Genomic DNA, 26,369 nt, shown 5'->3' on the forward strand with positions numbered 1-26,369 from the left:
TCACTTATTGTATCAATTTGTTAAAACGATATTATTTTTGTCAATGACCTTTCTTAGATTGATAAGCGCATAGCGCATTCTTCCTAAGGCGGTATTTATACTTACGCCAGTACGCTCTGATATTTCCTTAAAGCTCATATCCTTATACATACGCATCACCAATACTTCTTTTTGATCTTCTGGTAATTCCTCAATCAATCTGCGTACGTCACATTCTACTTGATCCTTTATCAAGCGTCTCTCTGCATTTAAAGCGGGATCCCCAAGAACCGAAAAGATGCTAAACTCACCAGAGTTATCAAATTTTGGCATACGGTTATTGCGTCTAAAATGATCAATTACCAAATTATGGGAAATACGCATAACCCAAGGTAAAAATTTACCTTCTTCATTATACTTACCAAGTTTTAGGTTTCTAATTACCTTGATAAAGGCATCTTGAAAAATATCTTCGGTAACATCTCTATCGAACACCTTCGAATAGATGAAACCATATATTTTTTGTTTGTGTCTTTTGATTAATACGGATAGTGCACTTTCGTCACCATTCATGTAGTTCTTAACTAATACAGCGTCTGGGATAAGCTCTTGATTCATAATACATACTTTAAGGGCAAAGAATAAACTCAGCTTGGGGTTAAAATTTTTTAAAGTAATATTATGTTATAGGCGACTTATTTTTAGTTATTTATGATTCCAAATATAACAACATTCATTCCGAAAAAACAAAAAAAGATAACAAACTTTAACAATTTAACATACAATAATCCATTTTAAGGGCTTGTGTAGATAGCTTATCTTTGCGTTTTCTTTTATAAAATCTGCTATGGCAAATCATATATTGGATGTAAATCCAAAACACAATATCATCATCAAGGGAGCTCAGCTCCATAATTTAAAAAATATTGACGTCGTTATTCCTAGAAATAAACTGGTGGTTATTACAGGATTATCTGGTTCTGGAAAATCCAGTTTGGCCTTTGACACGCTTTATGCAGAGGGCCAACGTCGTTACGTAGAAAGCCTTTCTAGTTATGCGAGACAGTTTTTGGGTCGTTTAAATAAACCCAAGGTAGATTACATCAAAGGCATTGCTCCGGCTATTGCTATAGAGCAAAAAGTGAATTCTACCAATCCGCGCTCCACAGTTGGCACAACTACAGAAATTTACGATTATCTAAAATTATTGTTTGCCAGAATAGGGAAGACGTATTCCCCTATTTCTGGAGACTTGGTCAAAAAGCATCGCACAAAGGATGTTTTAAATCTCGTAAAATCTTTCGAAGAGCGTGAAAAGCTTCTTTTGCTTGCCCCAATTACTCTAGAACCCGGTCGGAGTATGGAAGATAAACTCAACGTTTTAAAACAACAAGGATACGCTAGGATTCAATATAAAGAAGATGTTCTTAGAATTGATGACGCTATTGAAAAGAAGATAAAGGCTGATGTGTTTTTAGTGGTAGACCGAATCATTGTAAAACATGAAGATGATTTTTACAATCGCCTGGCAGATGCCATAGAAACGGCTTTTTTTGAGGGTAAGGGCACCTGTATTATCGAGTCTTTATCAGATAAAAAGCGAACAGAATTCAATAATAGATTTGAGCTTGACGGCATGGTTTTTTTAGAACCAAATCCACATTTATTCAGTTTTAATAATCCATATGGCGCTTGCCCAAAATGTGAGGGTTACGGTGATGTTATAGGTATTGATGATGATTTAGTGATTCCAAATACTGCTTTATCGGTTTATGAAAATGCTATTTTTCCTTGGAGAGGCGAAAGTATGAGTTGGTATAGGGATCAATTGGTAAATAATTCTCACAAGTTTGACTTTCCTATACATAAACCATTTTTTGAACTTTCTGATGCGCAAAAACAACTCATTTGGGAGGGCAACAAGTATTTTGAAGGCTTAAACGACTTCTTTGCAGAGTTAGAATCTAAAGCCTACAAGATTCAAAATAGAGTCATGTTATCGCGCTATCGGGGGAAAACAAAGTGCAGCGTTTGTAATGGGAAACGATTAAGAGTTGAAGCCAATTACGTTAAAATAGCCAATGTTACCATTACCGACCTAGTTGAAATGCCTCTCGATAGATTAGTCATTTTCTTCAAGCAGCTCGAACTAAATGATCATGATCTTCAAATCGCAGAACGCTTACTTAAGGAGATTAATAGCAGACTATCATTTCTAAGCAATGTTGGGTTAGATTACCTTACCTTAAACAGAAAATCAAATACGCTTTCTGGTGGAGAAAGTCAAAGAATCAATTTAGCAACGTCTTTAGGGAGCAGTCTTGTAGGTTCTATGTATATTTTAGATGAGCCCAGTATTGGTCTGCATCCTAGAGATACTGAAAAGCTAATTACCGTCTTGAAAGCCCTTAGGGATTTAGGCAACACCGTTATTGTGGTTGAACATGATGAAGATATCATGCAAGCGTCTGATGAAATTATTGATATTGGTCCAGAAGCTGGAACATTTGGAGGAGAAGTTGTAGCCGTTGGCACCTATGCCGACATTCTTAAATCTGAGTCCTTAACCGCCAAATACCTCAATGGTACTATGGAAATTGAGGTTCCGAAGAAAAGAAGACAATCAAAATATCATATTGATATTATTGGTGCTAGAGCAAATAATCTTCAGAATATAGACGTCACATTTCCGTTAGAAATGTTAACCGTAATCACAGGCGTTTCCGGTAGTGGTAAAAGCACCCTAGTCAAGAAAATTTTATTTCCTGCCATTCAAAAGGAGTTAACGGGATTTGGAGATAAGCCTGGGCAGTTTTCAGAATTGAAAGGAAATTATAAAAACATTAAACAAATTGAGTTTGTAGACCAAAACCCAATTGGTCGTTCTTCACGCTCAAACCCTGTAACTTACATCAAGGCTTATGATGATATTAGAGCACTGTTTGCAAATCAAAAACTAAGTAAAATAAGAAATTTTCAGGCAAAACATTTTAGTTTTAATGTTGATGGCGGTCGCTGCGAAACTTGCAAAGGGGAAGGTGAAGTCACTATCGAAATGCAGTTTATGGCAGATGTACATTTACTCTGCGAAACTTGTAATGGTAAGCGTTTTAAAAAGGATGTTTTAGAGGTCGCTTTTGAAGGTAAGTCTATTGATGATGTTTTGAACATGACCATTGATGACGCTGTTGCCTTTTTTGAAACGCACAAGCAAGATAAAATTCAGAAAAAACTACAACCACTTCAAGATGTTGGATTAGGCTATGTCACCTTGGGGCAAAGCTCATCAACCTTATCTGGTGGTGAGGCTCAACGTATAAAATTGGCGTCTTTCCTCGGAAAAGGGAGCAAAAGTGATCATGCGCTCTTTATTTTTGACGAACCAACCACAGGATTGCATTTTCATGACATCAAAAAATTGTTAAAGTCGTTTCAGGCATTAATAGCAAAAGGCCATTCTATAATTGTAATTGAGCATAATTTGGATTTGATAAAATGTGCCGACTATATTATTGATTTAGGGCCAGGAGGAGGAGATCGTGGCGGAAAATTATTAGCAGCCGGAACACCTGAAGACATCGTTAAAAACAAATCTTCAATTACAGCAACATATCTCAAAGACAAACTATAAAGACGCTAAATTTTGGAGCTCTAGTAAAATAGAAACGCATAAAAACCAATAATCACAGCCGCAGTGGGTAATACAAGAGCCATAAAGGTAAATGTAGCAACGTTGCACTTAAAGAAACTCCAGAACCATCCGTTTTGGTAGAAGCGCTTAAGTGCAATAAATAGATAGAAATAGGTGGACAGAATGGTCAACCAATCCAACCAATCAGGAATATCCCAAATTAAATTCAATCCAAACACAAAACTGAACACGATAAATAGAAAGGAGAAAAAGTAAAAGCTAAACACTAAATGATGGGCATAACGACCTCTGTTATAGTATAACAGTTTTAGAATAAGTGCAAAGAGCGGTAACAATATAAATAATGCGATGGGAATGGTATCAATAAATGTTTTTAAAATACTACCACCGTCTCTTTTTTTATAGAACTTCAAAGCTTGTGCGTAAGCTTTTCTTTGAAACCAGCCCGCATCACTCTCCATACCCATAGATTTATAAATATCGGTTTCTTTAGCATCTATATTAATTAAAGAATCTATCTCTTCAACATCAAAACCAAATGATACCTTATTCTTTTCAACGCTCTCATTTGAGAGTATAGAATCGACGGCCTTATCATCTAAGCCACTTAACCATTGGTTCTTTTTTAAGAACGCTCTAGCTTCTTCTCGTTCGGTAGAATCAGATTGTACTGCTCTTATAGAATCGAGCACAGATACTTTTTGTTTAGTCGTTAAGTCCCTTTTTAACTCTTCGTTTAAAGTTTCAGTTTGGTCGCTTATAGAAAACGATAAAATGGAGAAAAACACGACCGATATAAATAAATACATCTGTGCTGGGTGCAAAAACATCAATCGTTTGCCTTCCAAGTATTTTTTTGCCAAATATCCAGGCTTAGCTATTAAGGGCCAAAAACTTTTAAAAAATCGCGCATCAAAAGAAAAATAATTGCAGATGGTGTTGTAGAAAAGTACCTGCAAGGTCAGTTCTTCATTTACTTTTTGTCCGCAGTTGGGACAAAATGTAAACTCAGGTAAAAGCTGTGATTCACAGTTTTTACATTGTAAGTTTTCTGATGCCATTGATAATGATTGGTTGTTGGTATAAAAATAGTAAAAGAATTCACTTAAATCACGTAGAGCACTAAATCAAAATAAATACAACTCACCTTAAATACAAAAAAACGACTGCGTTTATAAATAATTCAAGTGTCTAAATATTAATAAGTTGTATTTATTGGCACGTATCTTGTTTTAACAGCAGAAATCGATTGAGTCTTTATGGGGATGTTTTTCTCTTGAAGTCTTTTTCTTAAAACCCTTTTAATTATGAAAAAACAGGTACTTCTATTTACAGTAATGTTAACCGGGTTAGCAGCTGTAGCAGCCGAGGACTTTTTTGTGCAACCTCAAGATTTTAATGATAATTATAATATTGAAAGTCACTTTGCCGAGCCCGTATCATTTGTTGAACGAGGTGTTGAGTTTCTTGTTTTTCCTGACGGCAGTTTAGATTTTAATACACAATTGCAAGTGAGTTCTTCAGAGACTTATTATAAGAGCTCAAGATCAAGAAGAGACATGTTGAATACCACTTACGGAGCACCAGGAACTGTAAACAGAATTCATTATTCTGAACCTCGTTCTAGAGGCGTTCTTATTACCCATGATAATGATGGTAAAGTGAGACGCATAGGTAATATTTTTATCAATTATGATAGGTTAGGTCGCATCAAACGTGCAGGTTCTGTATACATGAATTATCAACGAGGTAATGGTTTGCTAAGACAGGTTGGTGGATTAAAAATTCAATATAACCGATGGGGAGAGATTATACACTTTGCGGGGCAAGTAAATTATAACAATCCCTACGTTAGCAATCATTATAATAGTCAAGGAACAATTGGAAATTATGATGCCAATGATCATGACTATGACGATTATTTCTACTACCGCTCTAATGGTAAAGTCCAAAAACAAAAGAAAATAAAAATAAAGACGTAAATAAAAAGAGCGCTCATTAATTTGAGCATTTAAAACCCATAGATCTCCTCAAAGTCTATGGGTTTTTGCTTTTAATGAATAAATTAGTTCTGTTTTGGATTGAGAACAATAAAAGGAATAATCATTTCTTCTAAAGAAACGCCACCATGTTGGTAAGTATTTCGATAATAACTTACGTAATGATTATAGTTGTTGGGATATGCTAGAAAATAATCGCTTTTTGCGAAAATAAATGAACTACTCATATTAATAGAGGGCAGTTGTATTGTTTTTGGATCTTTGGCCACCAAAACGTCTTTCTCTTCATAAGTAAGACTTCTTCCTGTTTTATAGCGCAAGTTTAAGCTTGTATCTCTGTCTCCAATAACTTTTGAAGGATTCTTAACATTAATTGTACCGTGGTCTGTGGTTAAAATCAATTTAAACCCTAATTGTTGTGCCTGTTGTATCATCTCGAGAAGTGGCGAGTTTTTGAACCAGCTCACTGTCAATGATCGATAGGCTTTATCATTTGAGGCTAATTCCTTCACCACATCCATTTCTGTTTTTGAATGCGAGAGCATGTCTACAAAATTATACACAATAACAGACAAGTCATTATCCTTTAAAGTTTTAAAATTTTCAACCAGTTTTTTTCCTGCTTTGAGATTGGTGATTTTATGGTATTCTGTCTTTAAATTTTGAAGTCCCAAACGCTTAAGCTGCCCCTCTAGGAACTCAGCCTCATGTAAATTTTTACCACCATCATCTGTATCATTTTTCCATAGTTTTGGGTGCAATTTTTCCATATCACTTGGCATTAAGCCCGAAAAAATGGCATTTCTTGCATATTGCGTTGCAGTAGGCAATATGCTATAGAAAGGGGTTTCTGAAACCTTCTTATAATAATTGTTTACAATAGGCTCAAATGCTTTCCATTGGTCATACCGTAAATTATCAATTACCACTAGAAGCGTAGGCTGCTTGTCACTCAACTCTGGGACCACCTTATCCTTAAACAAGGTATGGGATAGCGTTGGAGCATCTTCTTTAGGTTCAAACCAAGACGGATAATTCTTGTCAATAAATTTACCAAATTGAGAGTTTGCCTCTGCTTTTTGAGATTCAAGAATTTCGGTCATACCTACATCCTCAATATCTTCTAGCTGCAATTCCCAATAAATCAATTTTTGGTAGAGCTCACTCCATTCTTCAAAACTATTTACCATAGAAAGATCCATGGCTATTTTTCTAAACTCCTGTTGATAGTTTGATGTGGTTTTCTCAGAGATCAATCGAGAATGATCCAAATTCTTTTTAATGCTTAAAAGAATTTGGTTAGGGTTTACGGGCTTAATTAAATAATCGGCAATCTTATTACCAATGGCCTCTTCCATAATGTACTCTTCTTCACTTTTAGTGATCATAACTACCGGAAGATTAGCTCGCTTTTCCTTGATTTCATTAAGGGTTTCCAATCCAGTCAATCCTGGCATATTTTCATCTAAAAAGACAATATCAAAATTACTATCATCAATAATTTCTAAAGCTTCTGTACCACTTTGACAGGTGGTAACTTTATACTGTTTTTTTTCTAGAAAGAGGATATGTGGCTTTAAAAGGTCAATTTCATCATCTACCCAAAGAATATTTATAGTGTTCATGTATATTTGTTTAAATTAAAACTTTTACGTGCTTGAAGGCTAGCAACAAACTCAAAATCTTTAACGACCCAATTTACGGTTTTATTACCATTCCTAATTCGCTCATTTTCGATTTGATTGAGCATCGCTATTTTCAACGGTTACGAAGAATATCTCAAATGGGTCTGTCTTATTTGGTCTATCCGGGTGCGCATCATACACGATTTCATCATGCGATAGGTTGTATGCATTTGATGAAAAAAGCTGTAGATGTACTTCGTTTCAAGGGAGTTAAAATTTCCGAAGATGAAGAAAACGCGCTCTACAATGCCATTTTACTTCACGATATTGGTCATGGTCCGTTTTCACATGCCATGGAACATAGCATCGTGAACAATGTATCCCATGAGCAGATTTCCACCTATTTTATGGAGAAACTCAATCATGAATTTAACGGAAGTTTAACTCTGGCCATATCTATTTTCAAAGGCGACTATCACCGACCCTTTTTGTGTGAACTCATTTCTAGCCAATTTGATATGGATCGTGCCGATTATCTCAAAAGGGATAGTTTCTATACTGGTGTAGCCGAAGGTAATATTAATAGTGAGCGTCTCATTACCATGTTAAACGTTAGAGATGAGCATATTGTAGTTGAAGAAAAAGGGATTTACAGTGTAGAGAAGTTTTTGGTTGCCAGACGGTTTATGTATTGGCAAGTATACCTACACAAAACAGGTATTGTTGCAGAACAGTTGCTTACACGGGTTTTAAAAAGAGCAAAAGAGCTCACCCAACAAGGTTATGTTTTAGAGGCAAGTAAGCCTTTGCAATTTTTCTTAACTACAGACATTTCCTCTAAAGGGCTAGATGATGATTCTCTAGAAACCTTCTCAAAATTAGATGATACTGATATTTTAGCGGCCATGAAAACTTGGCAATACCAAGAGGATTTTGTGTTAAGTCACTTGTGCAGCATGATCATTAACAGGGATTTGCTAAAAATTAAATTGAAAAATAAACCGATTAAAAAAGAACTGTTAGAAAAACAATTAAAGAAGTTACTCGAGCGCTATCCTATTTCTGAAGCAGAGGCCAAATATTTTGTTTTTACAGATTCGATTTCAAATCAAGCCTATCAATCTAAAAAACAGCGCATACAAATTTTACAGAAAAGCGGTAGGGTGGTTGATATTTCAAAAGCATCAGATCAGTTTAATATCAAGGCCTTGTCTAAACCAATTGTCAAATATTACATCTGTTACCCCAAGGTTTAAACCCAGTGCTTTGACACCTCTTAAAGTCATCCCTAAATACAAATAGAATTTATCTGATACATTTTTGTTATTTTTGCGGCAATGAAGTTTACAGCACAACAAATCGCTGGAATTTTAGAAGGAGATATCATTGGTGACACAGAGGTAGAAGTTTCTAAACTTTCAAAAATAGAGGAAGGCACAGAGGGGTCATTGACTTTTTTAGCCAATCCTAAGTATAAGTCTTATATATACTCAACAGAGGCCTCTATTACTATTGTCAATAAATCTTTTGAGCCAGAACAGCCCTTATCAACCACTTTGATTAAAGTAGATGATGCTTATAAGGCCTTTTCTAAACTGCTTGAATATTATAATCAAATCAAATTAAATAAGCACGGGATAGAGCAACCGTCCTATATTTCAGAATCTGCCACCGTTGGAGAAGATGTCTATATAGGAGCGTTTTCTTACTTAGGAGACAATGTGGTTATTGGTGATAATGTTAAGATTTTTCCCAATAGTTATGTCGGTGACAATGTTAGCATAGGACACAATACCGTTCTTTTTGCTGGTGTAAAAATTTATTCTGAGTGTATTATTGGCAAAGACTGCGTTATTAATTCTGGTGCTATCATTGGTGCCGATGGTTTTGGATTTGCACCAAATGAAAAAGGAGAGTATCATAAAGTTCCTCAAATCGGAAACGTGATTATAGAAGATTATGTAGACGTAGGTGCCGCTACCACTATAGACCGTGCAACCTTAGGGTCTACTATTATAAGAAGAGGCGTAAAGTTGGACAATCAGATACAAATTGCCCATAATGTAGAAGTTGGAAAAAACACTGTGATTGCTGCTCAAACGGGAGTGGCCGGTTCAACCAAGATTGGTGAAAATTGTCAAATTGGAGGACAAGTTGGTATTGCCGGTCACATTTCCGTAGGGAATAATGTAAAAATACAGGCACAATCTGGTATTGGCAGAAATATTAAAGATAATGAAGCTATTCAAGGTTCACCGGCCTTAACTTATGGAGATTTCAATAAATCTTATGTGCACTTCAAAAACCTACCAAAAACTATCAAACGTTTAAACGATATAGAAAAAAAACTCAATGGCCATAATTAAAACAGACGTCAAACAAAAAACCATAGGAAAAAGAGTATCTCTTACAGGTGTTGGTTTACATACTGGAAAAAATGTAACCTTAACGTTTTGTCCTGCTGAATCTAATTCTGGATTCAGTTTTAAAAGAATTGATCTAGAGGGGAGTCCGCAAATAAATGCAGATGCCAACTACGTCACTAACACACAGCGTGGTACCTGTCTTGAAAGAAATGGCGTGACCATACAAACCTCTGAGCATGTATTAGCGGCTCTAGTTGGGATGGATATCGATAATGCCATCATAGAACTTGACGCTTCAGAACCACCTATTATGGATGGCTCTGCAAAATTCTTTATCAAAGCCTTAGAAGAAGCAGAAATTGTTGAACAAGAGGCTTGCAGAGAAGAGTATGTGGTAACAGATGTGATTTCTTATTTAGATGAAGACTCTGGAAGCGAAATTATTGTTATGCCTGCAAAAACTTACCAAGTAACCACTATGGTCGACTTCGGAACCATGGTTTTAGGCACCCAAAACGCAACCTTAACAGATATTTCCGAATTTAAGTCTGAAATATCAGATTCAAGAACCTTTAGTTTTTTACATGAACTAGAAACACTTTTAGAACATGGTCTTATTAAAGGTGGCGATTTAAACAATGCTATTGTTTATGTGGATAAGGAATTATCTGAAGCCACTATGGAAAAATTGAAGGTTGCTTTTAATAAGGACTCTATTTCTGTAAAACCTAACGGAATACTAGACAATCTTACCTTGCATTACCCCAATGAAGCTGCCAGACATAAATTATTGGATGTGGTTGGAGATTTGGCTTTAGTGGGGACAAGAATACGAGGCAAGATCATAGCAAATAAACCGGGACATCAAATCAATACCCTTTTTGCAAAAAAGCTTTCAAAGATCATTAAAAATGAGCGTCGAAATAATGTGCCCAATGTTGATTTAAATCAAGAGCCATTAATGGACGTTATGAAGATTATGGATATGCTACCACATAGGCAACCATTTCTTCTTTTGGACAAGGTTTTTGAACTCTCAGATTCTCATGTCATCGGGATGAAAAACGTCACCATGAATGAAGAGTTTTTTAAAGGGCATTTCCCTGGAGCTCCTGTAATGCCAGGAGTGCTTATCGTAGAAGCGATGGCGCAAACAGGAGGTATTTTAGTCTTAAGTACAGTACCAGATCCAGAGAATTACTTGACCTTCTTCATGAAGATTGATAAAGTAAAATTTAAGCAGAAAGTTGTACCAGGAGATACCTTAATTTTTAAGTGTGATTTGATTACACCTATAAGACGTGGTATTTGCCATATGCAGGGCTATGCTTATGCCAATGGAAAATTATGTGCCGAAGCTGAACTGATGGCACAAATTTCAAAAGTAAAATAATTAAAATCGTAATTATCATTAGATATTCAATCTCATTTTATCAATTGAGAATGTTTCAGATAAAAACCGAATTAACAGCTATAACATGAACCAACCTTTAGCTTATGTGCATCCCGGTGCAAAGATTGCCAAGAATGTAGTCATAGAACCTTTTACAACCATATATAGTAATGTAACTATTGGTGAGGGGACATGGATAGGAAGCAACGTGACCATAATGGAAGGCGCTCGGATAGGAAAAAATTGTAATATTTTTCCTGGTTCGGTGATTTCAGCAATACCACAAGACTTAAAATATAATGATGAGGATACGTTAACCATAATAGGCGATAACGTGACCATTAGAGAGTGCGTTACCATCAATAGGGGTACCACCGATAAGATGAAAACCGTGATTGGCGATAATTGCTTGATCATGGCCTATTGTCATATTGCCCATGATTGTATTGTAGGAAATAATTGCATTTTTTCAAACAATAGTACCTTAGCCGGACACATTTCTATAGGAGATTACGTAGTATTGGCAGGAATGACTGCCGTTCACCAATTTTGTTCTATAGGAAACCATGCCTTTGTTACAGGAGGATCCTTAGTAAGAAAGGATGTCCCACCGTTTGTTAAAGCTGCACGTGAGCCTTTGTCTTACGTTGGAATTAATTCTGTAGGCCTTCGCAGACGTGGTTTTTCTACCGATAAGATTAGAGAAGTTCAAGACATCTATCGTATTCTTTATCAAAAAAATTATAATACTACCCAAGCATCAGATTTAATTGAGGCTGAAATGGAAGCCACACCAGAGCGTGACGAGATTCTTCAGTTTATAAAGAATTCACATCGAGGCATCATGAAAGGGTATTTTAAATCAAATTAATACAAATCACTAAATCATCCACTTAGGTGGAACATAAAATTATGGCAAGTACTTCAGACATAAGAAATGGATTGTGCATCAGATACAATCACGATATTTTTAAAATTATTGAATTTTTACACGTGAAGCCAGGCAAAGGTCCTGCCTTTGTAAGAACTAAAATGAAAAGTGTAACGACGGGGAAAGTATTGGACAATACATTTTCTGCTGGTCATAAAATTGATGATGTTAGAGTAGAGACTCACAAATTTCAGTTTCTTTATGCTGATGGTGAATTTTACCATTTCATGAATCAAGAAGACTACACCCAGATCCGTTTGTTGGAAGCGGCTTTAGATCGTCCAGATTTATTGAAAGAAGGTGAAGTTGTCACCGTTTTGATCAATACCGAGGATAATATGCCATTATCTGTAGATATGCCAGCGAGTGTTATTCTAGAAGTATCACATACAGAACCTGGAGTTAAAGGAAATACGGCCACAAATGCAACCAAACCTGCAACTGTAGAAACAGGAGCAGAGGTGAATGTGCCATTATTTATTAATGAAGGCGATAAAATTAAGATCGAAACAGAAAAAGGGACGTATAAAGAGCGTGTTAAAGAATAAGGTTGAATTTCAACAAATCAACGAATCCATCCTATACTAAACAATGAAATTCCCAAGAACGTACACTCTTAAAGAAATTGCCGAACTTATTTCCACGGAATATGTAGGTGCAGATGATTTTCCTGTTTTGGGAATGAATGAGATTCATGTCGTGAATTCCGGTGATATTGTCTTTGTAGATCATCCCAAATATTACGATAAAGCTTTAAATTCCGAAGCCACCATAGTGCTTATCAATAAGAAAGTTGATTGCCCAGAAGGTAAAGCATTGCTCATAAGCGACGACCCTTTTAGGGATTTTAATAAGCTTACGAGTCATTTTAAACCTTTTCAATCTTCTAGTGTTTCCATTTCAGATTCGGCAAGCATAGGAAAAGAAACCATCATTCAACCCAATTGTTTTATTGGTCATAATGTTACCATTGGTGAGAATTGTATCATCCATCCCAACGTTAGTATTTACAATGATACGGTCATTGGCAATCACGTTCAAATACATGCTGGTACAGTTATAGGGGCAAGCGCCTTTTACTATAAAAACCGTCCAGAAGGTTTTGACCAACTCAAATCGGGTGGTCGCGTTGTCATTAAAGATCATGTTGATATTGGAGCACTATGCACCATTGATAGAGGTGTAACGGGTGACACGACCATTGGGGAAGGTTCTAAATTAGACAATCAAATTCAGGTTGGTCACGACACATTAATAGGTAAAAAGTGTTTAATCGCTTCACAAACGGGTATTGCTGGATGTGTTGTTATTGAAGACGGAGTCACAATCTGGGGGCAAGTCGGGATTAAAAGCGGCATCACATTAGCAAAAGGCACTACCATTTACGCCCAATCTGGTTTAGGCCATTCCACAGAAGAAAACACGGCTTATTTTGGATCACCAGCTGTAGAGGCCAGAAAAAAATTCAAGGAGTTAGCCTATATCAATAAACTTCCCGAAATCATTAAGAAATTAAATAACATTTAAATGTCAGCAAAAACTATTGCGCAATCATTTTATAATCTTGACTTAGCAAAAGATGATCATGCCATAAGTTGTATTCATAAAGATGCCAAACTCAAATGGCATAGCAGTAAAGGGTATACTATTCTAGATTATAACGGGATGGATGCCATGCTTAAAGAATTAAGGCGGTCTTTTGAAAGTTTTAGGTATAAAATAAGTCACGTCTTAGAAGATAATGATACGGTAACACTAAGATATACCATTTATGCAGCCTCTATTGAACGGCCCGATAAAGAAGAAGCACTAGCACATTTTATAACAATTTGGGAAACAAAAGACGGTAAGCTGTTTAAAGGTTTTGAAATAAGCCAATTGGCCGATGATAGTCAAGAAAGCTTAAACTCTTATGCAGAAATAAAAGTCTAAAAAACCCTTTATAAATAGTCGTTAAACCTTTACTTTTGTCTATAATACGTTAAGCCTTTGCTTAAGGTATTATAATCTCATAGTAATCAACACAAATCAATTAAAAATATATGAGCGTTTTAGTAAATAAGGATTCAAAAATAATTGTTCAAGGTTTTACAGGTAGTGAAGGTACGTTTCACGCTGAACAAATGATAGAATACGGTACCAACGTTGTAGGTGGTGTCACTCCTGGAAAAGGTGGTCAAAAACATTTAGACAGACCTGTGTTCAATACTGTAGCTGAAGCAGTTAAAGAAGTAGGAGCAGATACAACCATTATTTTTGTACCACCAGCATTTGCTGCAGATGCCATTATGGAAGCTGCTGATGCAGGAATTAAAGTTATTATTACGATTACTGAAGGAATTCCTGTAGCCGATATGATTAAGGCTGCAAACTATATCAAACATATGGATTGCCGTTTAATTGGTCCTAACTGTCCAGGGGTAATTACACCAGGAGAGGCTAAAGTAGGGATTATGCCAGGCTTCGTTTTCAAAAAAGGGAAAGTAGGTATCGTTTCTAAATCTGGTACCCTAACTTATGAAGCAGCTGATCAAGTTGTAAAACAAGGATTAGGCATTACTACGGCTATCGGTATTGGAGGAGATCCTATTATTGGAACGACCACTAAAGAAGCTGTTGAATTATTAATCAATGATCCAGAAACGGAATGCGTTGTGATGATTGGTGAGATTGGTGGACAATTAGAGGCAGATGCTGCTAAATGGTACCAAAATAGTGGAAGCAAAAAACCGGTTATTGGTTTTATCGCTGGAGAGACTGCACCTGCAGGACGTACTATGGGTCATGCTGGAGCAATTGTAGGAGGCAGTGATGATACTGCTCAAGCTAAGAAAGCTATTATGAAGGAGTGTGGTATCCACGTTGTGGAATCACCTGCAGAAATCGGCAAAAAAGTTGCTGAAGTTATGGGTAAATAGTTGTTTACCTGTTAAAATATTTATAAATATATATCGTTATAATTCCGTTGCCCTTACATTGGACAACGGAATTTTTTTTGTAATTACACATAAATTATTAAAACCACTCCAACTAATTTAAACCAATCTTAAATGAAACAGATCAAATTTTTTACGTTACTTTTTATAGTAGCGTTGGCGTTTAACTGTAAAGAATCAGAAAAAGATTCTAAGACAAAAGACTACGCCGTAGCGACTAATACCGATGACAACGGTTTTAATTATGAAACCATTAATAACGATCCCACGGGATTACGTTTGTACACTTTAGACAATGGTTTAAAGGTATACTTAAGCAAAAACGTAGACGAGCCTAAAATTCAAACTTGCATCGCTGTAAGAGCTGGTTCTAATTATGACCCTAAAGAATCCACTGGTCTTGCTCATTATTTAGAGCATATGGTTTTTAAAGGAACGGATAAAATCAGTGCCTTAGACTGGGAAAAAGAGAAAGTCTACTTAGATTCAATTTCTGAGTTATACGAGCAGCACAGAGCCGAAACTGATCCAGAAAAGAAAAAAGAGATTTACAAAAAAATAGACGAAGTGTCTTTAGAAGCGTCCAATTACGCGGTTGCTAACGAATATGATAAAATGATTAGTTCTCTAGGAGCAACAGGCACTAATGCATATACCTGGTTTGAACAAACAGTCTATACCAATAAAATACCATCAAACGAGTTGGACAAATGGCTTGCTGTAGAAAATGAACGTTTTGGCCATTTGGTATTGCGTTTGTTTCATACAGAATTGGAGGCTGTATTTGAGGAATTCAATAGAGGCCAAGATAACGATTACAGAAAAACTTATGCTGCTATGTTAGAAGGCTTGTTCCCTAATCACCCTTATGGTCAACAAACCACTATAGGTACAGGAGAGCATCTTAAAAATCCTTCCATGGTAGATATCCATAATTATTTTGATAAATATTATGTGCCAAATAATATGGCAATTGTACTTGTTGGGGATATTGATTTTGATAAGACTATTGAAAAAGTCAACAATACTTTTGGGAAATTAGAGAAAAAAGAAGTTGAACATCCTTCATTACCAAAAGAAGATCCTATCACAGCTCCTGTAGTGAATGAAGTGTTCGGACCAACTGCAGAGTCGGTATCTATAGCCTTCAGAACCGACAAAACAGGAAGTGAGCAAGAAAAAATGGTCACCATGTGCGATATGATCTTAGCCAATGGTAATGCCGGACTTATTGATTTAAACTTAAATCAAAAGCAAATGGTACAAAGTGCTGGTTGTTCTCCTACATTCTTAAAAGAATATGGATATCATTCTTTTTCAGGAACTCCAAAAGAGGGACAAAGCCTTGATGAAGTCAAAGATCTATTACTGGCACAAATTGAAAAATTAAAAAAAGGTGAGTTTGAAGATTGGATGCCAACTGCTGTTGTCAATGATCTTAAATTAAGCCAGACCCAACGCTATGAAAATAGTACTGCACTAGCTAATATGTATGTTGATGCGTTTATCCAACATGAAGATTGGGCCAATAGAGTGAAATTTTTAGAGGACCTTAAAGCTATCTCCAAGCAAGAAATCGTTGATTTCGCAAATTCTTTTTATAAAGACAATTATGTAGTAACTTATAAAAGACAAGGTACCGATGATTCTATTGTAAAAGTTGAGAATCCTGGTATTACCCCGGTTAATCTTAACAGAGATAAGAGCTCTGAATTTATGAAGACTTTTAACGAAACAGAGTCTGAGATGCTAGAGCCTAAATTTGTAGACTATAAGAAAGCCATCAAGGAAACTGAACTGAAGAACGGAATCGATGTATCGTATATCGTAAACGAACAAAATGATTTGTTTGATATGAATATCATTTTCGATATGGGTAGTGATAGCGATAAGAAATTAGGTTTGGCTGCAGGATATATGGAGTATTTAGGTACCGATAAATATTCTCCAGAAGAACTAAAAAAGGAGTTCTATAAATTAGGAATCAATTATTATGTAAGTGCTGGATCTGAAACCACATACGTTGGCTTAAATGGTTTAAAAGAAAACTTGCCAAAAGGCTTAGAACTTCTTGAGCACCTTTGGAATAATGCAGTGCCAAATCAAGAGGCTTACAACAAATACGTAGAGTCCATTGCAAAAGACAGAAAAGATACAAAGACCCAAAAAGGAAGCATCTTGTATAATGGTTTGATGAACTATGGTAAATATGGAGAAAATTCTAGACTTCGTAACATTTACAAGGTTGAAGAATTAAAAGCCATTGACCCAATGGAGCTTGTAGACATCATAAAAGATATGAAAAATTACAAGCAGAGAATATTCTATTATGGTAAAGATTCTGACGCTGCCGTCGCAGCATTGAATGAAAATCATAAGGTCGCAGACCAACTTAAAGACTATCCAGAAGCAATGAGTTACACCGAAAAAGAAACTGGTGGCAACGTCTATTTTGTAGATTTTGATATGGTACAGTCTGAAATGTTATTATTGGCCAAAGGAGATCCTTTTAAAGCCGAAAATATGGCAGCCTCAACATTGTTCAACACGTATTTTGGAAGTGGCTTATCGTCAATTGTATTTCAAGAAATAAGAGAATCGAAGTCTTTAGCCTATTCTGCATTCTCTAGCTATCAAACTGCCAGAGATAAAGACGATTCTAACTATGTTATGGCCTATATGGGAACTCAAGCTAACAAATTACCACAAGCGGTTGACGCCATGATGGAATTGATGACCAATATGCCTGAAGCCGAAGAGCAATTTAATGCTGCTAAGGAGGCTGCTTTGAAAAAGATCGCTGCGGAACGTATTACCAAGTCTAGCGTTTTCTGGAGCTATGAACGTTTAAAAAAGCTAGGTATTGATAATGACAATCGCGAAGACATGTACAATGCCATAAAAAATATGACAATGGAAGATCTTAGAACATTCTTTAACGAGAACATTCAAGGAGAACATTACAACGTTATGGTTATAGGTAATAAAAAAGACATCGATTTTGAAGCACTTAAAAAACTAGGTGAAGTTCAAGAGATGGACGTTGATTATTTATTTAATTTTGATCAACCAGAAGAGATTAAATTATAACAAATACGCTTACTTTTAAAACAAAAACCTCACAGATTCAACTTGAATTTGTGAGGTTTTTTAGCTTTCGGACAATTTGTTATTGTTATATTTGAGTCGTAAGCATTAAGCGTGTTTTCTTACTTTTAAGACCTATAAGTTTTAGAGGTTTTTTCATAAGAAAATGGTGCTTAAGCTCTAAAGAAGATTAAAAACTGTATTCAAATTAACTCATATGAAATTACTTGAAGGAAAAACAGCAATTATAACAGGAGCCAGTCGTGGTATTGGTAAAGGAATTGCGGAAGTTTTTGCAAAACATGGCGCTAACATTGCATTTACATATAGCTCATCTGTAGGGGCTGCAGAAACCTTAGAAAAAGAACTCAATGCTGAAGGCATAAAAGCCAAAGGCTACAAAAGTGATGCTGCAAACTTTGATGATGCTCAAAAATTGGCGGAAGAGGTGTCAGCCGAATTTGGAACCATTGATATTCTTGTCAATAATGCAGGGATCACTAAAGATAATTTGCTCATGCGTATGGGCGAAGAAGATTTTGATAAGGTCATTGAGGTCAATCTAAAATCTGTGTTCAATATGACGAAGGCGGTACAACGTACCATGCTGAAGCAACGTAAAGGTTCTATCATCAATATGAGCTCTGTTGTAGGAGTTAAGGGAAATGCCGGTCAAACCAATTATGCAGCATCAAAAGCTGGTATTATCGGTTTTTCAAAATCTGTAGCATTAGAGTTAGGTTCTAGAAATATTAGAAGCAACGTGATTGCACCAGGGTTTATTGAAACAGAAATGACCGCAAAATTAGATGAAGAGACTGTTAAAGGATGGAGAAATGCCATTCCTTTAAAACGTGGAGGGACGCCTGAAGATATTGCCAATGCTTGTGTCTTTTTAGCAAGTGATATGAGTGCTTACGTTACAGGGCAGACCTTGAATGTTGATGGTGGTATGTTGACTTAATAATAAAACCTTTATAATTATGATGAGTAAAAAACTTCTATTTTTTGTCTGTTTTTTGATTTTATTTAAAGTTTCTGCTCAAATTAGCGTAGGGGCTAGGCATGTATGGAAAATGAAAAAATTTCCGAAGGGTCAGCTAGATAAATTTAAAAAGACAGAAACAATTTTTATTTTATCAAATATTATAGATACTGCCTCATATCAAAAATTATTAAAGGATTCTTGGAGTGTTACCCCTTATAAGTTGGTTAACCGAGAAGATTTTGATCTTTTAGATTATATGGATATGGATGGTAATTTTTCCTTTGCAAATCTAGAAGGATTGCATAAACAAAAGACTACGAAGTCAGGACTTGTCGTCGACTACCTTTATCTATATATTAATTTTTATATGATAGATTTTGAAGGTTTTAAGGATGATGTATCGAAGTTAAAAAAGAATAAAAGAAGTTATGAAGGTGATTTCAATATGGCATTAACCTCAAATACACAAAAAATTGCTCGAATAGAAATGTTCCCAAAAGACACGTTTATTCCAACAGCACTATCTACTAACTCTGAAGTTATTATGGATAGCATATATAACAGAGATGTGTTTTATAACTATAAGCCAGGTTTTTTGAAAAATTACTTTCAAAAGGTCAATAATCAATTAGTTGATGAGGAAGAATACTGGATGTATGAAAACGATTTTTTGCCAGAACTAAAAAAACTTTCCAAAACAATATTGTATATACCAAATTATCATATAATTAAGTTTAATAGTAGGAAAATGACCGCCAAAGAGGATAAGGAAGGTTTTGAAGAGGTTTTGAGCGGTTATGACTACGAGTATCAATTTCAAGATGAGATAGAAATGGATGAAAGAATTTTATCCGGTGAAGAATTCTATTACTTGAGATTTGTTAGAGTCAATAGTCAGAAGTTTGTCCAAATTGTAAATTCTAAAACTGGAGAAATAGTTTATCGAGACTATATTGCTGGCGCGCTGTCTTCATATAATTTAAAAAAAAGGCATATTAAAGACATTAATGATCTGATAAAAAAGGCTTTAAAAAAATAATTGATTTAACTTGAATAGTATTCCAATTATAATTTTAGCAGTAATCATAGCGCTAGCAATAGCGCTTTTTCAGTATGTCTATAAGTCAAAAAAAAGAACCAAAATATATTGGCTTCTAACAGCCTTGCGTTTTGTTACCATTTTTTCCATACTTCTATTATTAATCAACCCGAAATTTGATAGCATTTCCTATTACAACGAGAAACCTAATTTGGTGGTTGCTGTAGATAATTCAGAGTCGGTTGATTATCTTGGGAGAAGTGAAGAAGTGATTAGTCTCATCAATAGTCTAAAAACGAATGATGCTCTTAATAAAAACTTCAACGTTCAATATTTCACCTTTGGATCTAATGTAACGCGTACCGATGCTCTATCCTTCAAAGAGAAACAGTCTAATATGGCCCTGGCTCTCGAAAGGTTTAAAGAGGTTTATGGCAATTCAGTGGCACCAACCTTATTGATCACAGATGGTAATCAAACTTACGGGCGTGATTTCACCTATTTAAGCAAAACGTATAAACAGCCCATATTTCCAATAATTTTAGGAGATACTACAACCTTTACAGATCTTAGAATTTCGCAGCTTAACGTAAATCGCTATGCGTATTTAAAAAATAAATTTCCAGTAGAATTAATTGCCACCTACGAAGGAAATACTGATGTCAATACGCAGTTAAAAATAACTTCTGGAAATGCCACGGTATTTTCAAAACCCCTAACGTTTAGCCAATCAAACACCTCGGAAATCATAAGCTTCACACTTCCCGCAAATCGTGTTGGTATTTCAGGCTACAAAGCAGAATTACTTCCTTTGGAAAATGAAAAAAACGTGATCAATAATGTAAAGAATTTTGCAGTTGAAGTCATTGATCAAAAGACCAATGTTGCCATTGTATCAGAGATCATTCACCCAGATTTAGGTGCTTTAAAAAAAGCAATAGAAAGTAATGAGCAACGGCAAGCCAGTATTGTGACTGTTGAAGAATTTTTAAAACAATCCAATGATTTTCAAATGGTGGTGATGTATCAACCATCCACGACGTTTAAATCAGTTTTTGAAGAAGCCAACCGATTAAATCTCAATAAATTCGTTATTACAGGAACCGATACCAATTGGTCCATATTAAACACACTTCAAACAAATTATAAGCAACAAATCACGAATCAATCCGAAGATTTTCAGCCTAGCCTAAATCAAAATTACGGAACCTTTACCATAGATAATTTAAGTTTTAACGATTTTCCTCCACTGACTTCAGAATTTGGAGAAACTACCTTTTCAGTTCCCTTCGAAACCATTTTATATAAAACCATCAATGGCACTCAAATAGACGAACCACTATTGTCAACCTTCGAAATTAATAGTAGGAGAGAAGCCTTGCTCTTGGGACAAGGGCTATGGAGATGGCGCGCACAGACCTATTTAAACCAAGGAGATTTTAATGCATTCGATGATTTTATGGGTAAGTTGGTTCAGTATCTCAGCTCCTCTCAACAAAAAACAAGGCTTAATCTTAATTATGAGTCTTTTTATGATGGCAATGATAATGTAGTGATGACGGCACAGTTTTTCAATAAAAATTATGAATTCGACGCTAATGCCAATCTAGATATCACCTTAAAACATGAAATTTCCGAAGCAACAACCACCTTACCTTTTGTTTTAAATACAAACAATTATCAAGTGGATTTAAGTGGCTTAGAACCTGGCGACTATACGTTTACAGTATCGGCTAGCAATGAGACTATTTCAAAATCTGGCGAAATTAAAATTTTAGAGTATAATGTGGAGCAACAGTTTTTAAATGCAGATGTTTCCAAATTACAAACGGTAGCGACTTCCTCTGGCGGAACCTCATATTTTATAGACAACACCAAAGATGTAGCCAATGCGCTACTTAATGATTCTCGTTTCGTAACCATTCAAAAAAGCACTAAAAAAGTCGTACCTTTGATAGACTTTAAGTATCTTCTTTTATTAATTGCACTTTGCTTATCTGCAGAGTGGTTCATTAGAAAATATAACGGTTTAATTTAAATTAAAACTATGGAAAGATTACCAAAAATTGCAATACCAGCGGTCATTGCAGTTGTTGTATTGATTATTTTATTAGCAAAATCTGCGGTCACTATTGATTCTGGTCAAGCAGGAGTTCTCTACAAAACATTTGATGAAGGAGTTGTAACAGATAACCCACCATTAGGCGAAGGATTTCACATCATTGCACCATGGAACAAAGTATTTGTTTATGAAGTTCGTCAACAAGAGTTGTTTGAGAAAATGAAAGTATTATCCTCAAATGGATTGGAAATTCAAATTGATGCCTCTGCTTGGTATGAGCCGGTTTATAAAGACTTAGGTAATTTACACCAATCTATAGGTAAAGATTACTTACAGCGCGTTATTCAACCAGCCATTAGAAGTGCTGCTAGAAGCGTTGTAGGAAGATATACACCTGAGCAATTATATGCCAGTAAAAGAGATGCCATTCAAGACGAAATTTTTGAAGAGACAAAATTGATTTTAAACAAACAATTTGTACAATTAAATCAAGTTTTGGTGAGAGATGTGACTCTACCTAATACCATTAAAGATGCCATCGAACGTAAATTAAAGCAGGAGCAAGAGTCTTTAGAATATGAGTTTAGATTGGTTACTGCAGACAAAGAAGCTCAAAAAGTAAGAATTGAAGCTCAAGGTAAAGCCGATGCCAATAAAATTTTAAGTGCATCACTTACCGATAAAATTTTGCAGGACAAAGGTATTGATGCCACTATGAAATTAGCGGAATCGCCTAACAGTAAAGTTATTGTTATTGGTTCTGGAGATAGTGGATTACCTATTATTTTAGGAGATCAATAAGCTTAACAGAATTTTAATAAGCAAAGAGTAGCATATATTTGATTTTATTTATGATCTTTGCTAAATAATATAAGACGCATGACATTTATTCAAAACCATCATCATTTTCATTCTGGCAATCAAGCGAGCTGAAAATGTATTGAATAAATTAAAATATATTTGAAACCCGTTTGAGCTAATCAAACGGGTTTTTTCGTTTCTATAATTCAAGCAATTAACAATTAAAATTACCTCACTCACGTGAGCACTACAGATGAAAAAACTAAAAATTGCAGTACAAAAATCAGGAAGACTTCACGACGATTCGATGGCCATTTTAAAAGAAGTTGGGATTTCTATAGATAATGGTAAAGAACAATTAAAAGCAGCCGCTAAAAATTTTCCTTTGGAAATTTTCTACCTTAGAAACGGCGATATCCCACAATACTTAAAGGATGGTGTCGTTGATGTGGCCATTATTGGCGAAAATGTGCTCATTGAAAAGGGAGAAGATATTGCTATCGTAGAAAAGCTAGGGTTCTCTTCTTGTAAGGTGTCTGTAGCCATTCCTAAATCAGCGAAATATAATAGCGCTAAAGATTTAGAAGGAAAACGTATTGCCACATCTTACCCAAATACCGTAAATACATTTTTAGCAAAAAATAATATCAAGGCTCACCTTCACATCATTAACGGAAGTGTAGAGATTGCTCCCAATATCGGTTTGGCCGATGCCATAGTAGATATTGTTTCTAGTGGTAGCACCTTGTTTAAAAACGGACTTAAAGAAGCAGAGGTCATCTTAAAATCTGAAGCAGTCCTTGCGGTATCTCCAATGATTTCAGCAGAGGCAAAGAGCATTTTAGATAAGTTGCATTTTAGATTAAAATCTGTTTTAAGAGGGAGACAAAGCAAATATGTGCTTCTCAACGCACCTAACAATAAGATAGAAACTATTGTGAGTATTCTTCCGGGTATGAATAGTCCCACTATTTTACCTTTAGCCAGAGAGGGCTGGAGTTCATTACATTCCGTCATCAATAAAAATGACTTTTGGGAAGTGATTGATGAGCTCAAACAAAATGGAGCAGAAGGCATTCTCGTTTGTCCAATTGAGAACATGGTGCTCTAAACAAGCACTGCCTTAGGTATTAAAAACTGAAACCAACGTCTTAAAAAAATAAGCATGAACATCATACTAAATCCAAAAAAATCAACTTGGTCCAACGTTTTAAAACGCCCAACCAAAACTGTTGAGAATATTGAGCATACGGTCAATGAAATTTTTAATGACGTTAAACGCCATAAAGACAGTTCAGTTTTAAAATACACCGAAATGTTCGATGGTGTAAACTTAGATCATCTTTTGGTTTCTGAGGAAGAACTAAACGCTGCTTCCAATCACATTTCCGAAGATTTAAAAAGAGCAATTCAAACGGCTAAGCAAAATATTGAGACCTTTCACAAAGCTCAAAAAACTGAGAAAATCAAGGTAACAACCACTACGGGTGTGGATTGTTGGCAAGAAAAGCGTCCCATCCAAAAAGTTGGGCTTTACATTCCTGGCGGCACGGCACCATTATTCTCTACCGTTTTAATGCTTGCGGTACCAGCTAAAATAGCGGGTTGCAAGGAGATTGTTTTGTGTTCTCCACCAAATAAGCAAGGAAAAATAGCCCATGAGATTCTCTACACAGCTCAATTATGTGGGGTCACAAAAATTGTAAAAGTAGGAGGAATTCAAGCCATTGCAGGCATGACCTTTGGAACGGAAAGTATTCCTCAAGTCTATAAAATTTTTGGTCCAGGAAACCAATATGTCACCGTTGCCAAGCAACTTGCTACTAAATTTGGAGTCGCTATTGATATGCCCGCGGGCCCTAGCGAATTGTTGGTTGTAGCAGATGATTCGGCCAAGGCGAGCTATGTAGCATCAGATTTGTTGAGTCAAGCAGAGCATGGATCAGACAGTCAAGTGATTTTGATTTCTACATCCAAAGCACTCATAGAGGCTGTTTCTATTGAAGTGGAGAAGCAAATCCAGGCCTTGCCAAGAATGGAAATGGCACAAAAGGCTATCGATAATTCGAATTTGATTTATGTTGAAAATGATGCTATTGCATTAGAGATCATTAATGCCTATGCACCCGAACATTTTATCATCTGTACCAAAAATGAAGCATTCTACGTTGATAACGTTTTAAATGCAGGTTCTGTTTTTATTGGTAATTTCACACCTGAAAGCGCAGGAGATTATGCCTCTGGAACCAATCATACCTTACCCACCAATGGCTACAGTCGCTCTTATTCTGGAGTAAATTTAGATAGCTTTAATAAGAGCATCACCTTTCAAAAAATTAGTGAAGAAGGCATTCTAAATATTGGTAAGACTATTGAGTTAATGGCAGAGGCAGAAGGTTTGCATGCCCATAAAAATGCAGTAACCTTAAGATTAAACGACCTTAAAAAATAAACATGACAACAGATTTCAATCTAAACGAGCTGGTTAGAGATAATGTAAAGGCCATGAAGCCTTACTCTTCAGCACGCGATGAATTTAAGGCGATTGATGGTGCTCAGGTTTTTTTAGATGCCAATGAAAACCCTTTTGAAAATGGACTTAATCGCTATCCAGATCCACAGCAAGGCCAATTGAAAGCAGCACTTTCTAAGTTGAAAAACATAGCTGTAGAACATATTCTATTAGGAAATGGCAGTGATGAAGTTTTGGATTTGATCTTTAGAGCTTTTTGTGAGCCCAATAAAGATAATATCATTTCAGTGCCGCCAACCTACGGCATGTATGGTGTTTTAGCCAATCTCAATGCTATTGAAAATAGGGAAATTCCCTTAGATCCTGATTTTGAACTCGATCTTGATAACATCTCAAGAGCAACGAGTACTCATACCAAACTCATTTTTATATGCGCTCCCAACAATCCTACGGCCAATACATTTGCGCCTAATGCTATCGAAAACCTCTTGAAAACCTTTAATGGTATCGTTGTTATTGATGAGGCCTATATTGATTTTTCAAAGCACAAGAGTTGGACGAGCCGATTAGAGGATTTTCCAAATCTTATAGTCACTCAGACGCTTTCAAAAGCCTACGGAATGGCAGGTATTCGATTGGGTATTTGTTATGCTTCCGCAGAAATTATTGCCATTTTAAATAAAATCAAGCCACCATATAATATCAATGAACTAACGCAGCAAAAAGCTCTGGAACGATTATCTCATCCAGAAAAAGTAACAGAAGAAATCCAAAAGATCTTAAAACAGCGTACCTGGTTAATTTCAAAATTAAAGCAGAATACTATTATTGAAACTGTCTATCCGTCTGATGCTAATTTTGTTTTGGCAAAGGTTGATGATGCTAACAAACGTTATGATCAATTAATAACACAAGGGATCGTGGTTAGAAATCGTAGTAATCAACCCGGTTGTGAAAACTGTTTGAGATTTACGGTGGGTACCCAATTTGAAAATATTAAATTAGTTAAAGCACTAGAAGATATTGCAGTAATATAA

Annotated in this window: 21 protein-coding genes; 18 read left to right on the forward strand and 3 right to left on the reverse strand. The window is 35.7% G+C overall.

Going from position 1 to position 26,369, the window contains the following annotated elements; all coding sequences use genetic code 11:
* Positions 1-12: 12 nt before the first annotated feature.
* Positions 13-597, reverse strand: a complete 585-nt coding sequence (locus tag P176_RS0117765) for an RNA polymerase sigma factor (protein WP_026755965.1) — start codon at positions 595-597, stop codon at positions 13-15.
* Positions 598-826: 229 nt separating this feature from the next.
* Here P176_RS0117765 and uvrA point away from each other — a divergent pair, with 229 nt between their 5' ends.
* Positions 827-3,610: an excinuclease ABC subunit UvrA gene (gene uvrA, locus P176_RS0117770; RefSeq protein WP_026755966.1), complete on the forward strand. Its 2,784-nt coding sequence runs from the start codon at positions 827-829 to the stop codon at positions 3,608-3,610.
* 20 nt (positions 3,611-3,630) lie between these two features.
* On the opposite strand, the gene P176_RS0117775 is transcribed toward uvrA, so the two are convergent.
* Positions 3,631-4,692 (reverse strand): DUF3667 domain-containing protein, encoded by a 1,062-nt coding sequence (locus tag P176_RS0117775; RefSeq protein ID WP_026755967.1) that lies wholly within the window; start codon positions 4,690-4,692, stop codon positions 3,631-3,633.
* A gap of 246 nt (positions 4,693-4,938) precedes the next feature.
* On the opposite strand from P176_RS0117775, the gene P176_RS0117780 reads away from it, so the two are divergent.
* Complete coding sequence (locus P176_RS0117780) at positions 4,939-5,613, forward strand: hypothetical protein (RefSeq protein ID WP_026755968.1); 675 nt, start codon at positions 4,939-4,941, stop codon at positions 5,611-5,613.
* An 83-nt stretch (positions 5,614-5,696) separates the two neighbouring features.
* On the opposite strand, the gene P176_RS0117785 is transcribed toward P176_RS0117780, so the two are convergent.
* On the reverse strand, positions 5,697-7,256 hold the full coding sequence (locus tag P176_RS0117785) for a response regulator (RefSeq protein WP_026755969.1): 1,560 nt from the start codon (positions 7,254-7,256) through the stop codon (positions 5,697-5,699).
* A 32-nt stretch (positions 7,257-7,288) separates the two neighbouring features.
* On the opposite strand from P176_RS0117785, the gene P176_RS0117790 reads away from it, so the two are divergent.
* The 16 genes from P176_RS0117790 to hisC all read left to right on the forward strand — a co-directional run bounded on the left by P176_RS0117790 (position 7,289) and on the right by hisC (position 26,369).
* Entirely contained in the window at positions 7,289-8,512 is a 1,224-nt protein-coding gene (locus P176_RS0117790) for an HD domain-containing protein (protein ID WP_026755970.1), read from the forward strand.
* Positions 8,513-8,593: 81 nt separating this feature from the next.
* Positions 8,594-9,622, forward strand: a complete 1,029-nt coding sequence (gene lpxD, locus P176_RS0117795; protein WP_026755971.1) for a UDP-3-O-(3-hydroxymyristoyl)glucosamine N-acyltransferase — start codon at positions 8,594-8,596, stop codon at positions 9,620-9,622.
* Positions 9,609-11,015 (forward strand): bifunctional UDP-3-O-[3-hydroxymyristoyl] N-acetylglucosamine deacetylase/3-hydroxyacyl-ACP dehydratase, encoded by a 1,407-nt coding sequence (locus P176_RS0117800; RefSeq protein ID WP_026755972.1) that lies wholly within the window; start codon positions 9,609-9,611, stop codon positions 11,013-11,015. Before lpxD (P176_RS0117795) ends, P176_RS0117800 begins: the two co-directional genes overlap by 14 nt.
* Before the next feature lie 85 nt (positions 11,016-11,100).
* Positions 11,101-11,886: an acyl-ACP--UDP-N-acetylglucosamine O-acyltransferase gene (gene lpxA / locus P176_RS0117805; protein ID WP_026755973.1), complete on the forward strand. Its 786-nt coding sequence runs from the start codon at positions 11,101-11,103 to the stop codon at positions 11,884-11,886.
* Between the two features lie 41 nt (positions 11,887-11,927).
* Complete coding sequence (gene efp, locus P176_RS0117810) at positions 11,928-12,494, forward strand: elongation factor P (protein ID WP_026755974.1); 567 nt, start codon at positions 11,928-11,930, stop codon at positions 12,492-12,494.
* Between the two features lie 43 nt (positions 12,495-12,537).
* The gene (gene lpxD / locus P176_RS0117815) at positions 12,538-13,473 is read left to right on the forward strand and encodes a UDP-3-O-(3-hydroxymyristoyl)glucosamine N-acyltransferase (RefSeq protein WP_026755975.1); all 936 of its coding nucleotides are present in this window, start codon (positions 12,538-12,540) and stop codon (positions 13,471-13,473) included.
* On the forward strand, positions 13,474-13,878 hold the full coding sequence (locus P176_RS0117820; protein ID WP_026755976.1) for a nuclear transport factor 2 family protein: 405 nt from the start codon (positions 13,474-13,476) through the stop codon (positions 13,876-13,878).
* Between the two features lie 110 nt (positions 13,879-13,988).
* On the forward strand, positions 13,989-14,864 hold the full coding sequence (gene sucD / locus P176_RS0117825; protein WP_026755977.1) for a succinate--CoA ligase subunit alpha: 876 nt from the start codon (positions 13,989-13,991) through the stop codon (positions 14,862-14,864).
* Between the two features lie 132 nt (positions 14,865-14,996).
* Complete coding sequence (locus P176_RS0117830) at positions 14,997-17,972, forward strand: pitrilysin family protein (protein ID WP_026755978.1); 2,976 nt, start codon at positions 14,997-14,999, stop codon at positions 17,970-17,972.
* Positions 17,973-18,186: 214 nt separating this feature from the next.
* Positions 18,187-18,933 (forward strand): 3-oxoacyl-[acyl-carrier-protein] reductase, encoded by a 747-nt coding sequence (gene fabG, locus P176_RS0117835; RefSeq protein WP_026755979.1) that lies wholly within the window; start codon positions 18,187-18,189, stop codon positions 18,931-18,933.
* Positions 18,934-18,952: 19 nt separating this feature from the next.
* Positions 18,953-19,996, forward strand: a complete 1,044-nt coding sequence (locus P176_RS0117840) for a hypothetical protein (protein WP_026755980.1) — start codon at positions 18,953-18,955, stop codon at positions 19,994-19,996.
* A 10-nt stretch (positions 19,997-20,006) separates the two neighbouring features.
* Positions 20,007-22,034 carry a hypothetical protein gene (locus P176_RS0117845; RefSeq protein ID WP_026755981.1) on the forward strand — a complete coding sequence of 676 codons (2,028 nt, stop codon included), beginning with the start codon at positions 20,007-20,009 and terminating at the stop codon, positions 22,032-22,034.
* A gap of 9 nt (positions 22,035-22,043) precedes the next feature.
* Entirely contained in the window at positions 22,044-22,859 is an 816-nt protein-coding gene (locus P176_RS0117850) for a prohibitin family protein (protein ID WP_026755982.1), read from the forward strand.
* A 253-nt stretch (positions 22,860-23,112) separates the two neighbouring features.
* Positions 23,113-23,970, forward strand: a complete 858-nt coding sequence (gene hisG / locus P176_RS0117855) for an ATP phosphoribosyltransferase (RefSeq protein WP_026755983.1) — start codon at positions 23,113-23,115, stop codon at positions 23,968-23,970.
* 54 nt (positions 23,971-24,024) lie between these two features.
* Complete coding sequence (hisD, locus tag P176_RS0117860) at positions 24,025-25,311, forward strand: histidinol dehydrogenase (RefSeq protein ID WP_026755984.1); 1,287 nt, start codon at positions 24,025-24,027, stop codon at positions 25,309-25,311.
* Between the two features lie 2 nt (positions 25,312-25,313).
* The gene (hisC, locus tag P176_RS0117865; RefSeq protein WP_026755985.1) at positions 25,314-26,369 is read left to right on the forward strand and encodes a histidinol-phosphate transaminase; all 1,056 of its coding nucleotides are present in this window, start codon (positions 25,314-25,316) and stop codon (positions 26,367-26,369) included.

The organism is Sediminibacter sp. Hel_I_10, assembly GCF_000688335.1.
Classification (GTDB): domain Bacteria; phylum Bacteroidota; class Bacteroidia; order Flavobacteriales; family Flavobacteriaceae; genus Psychroserpens.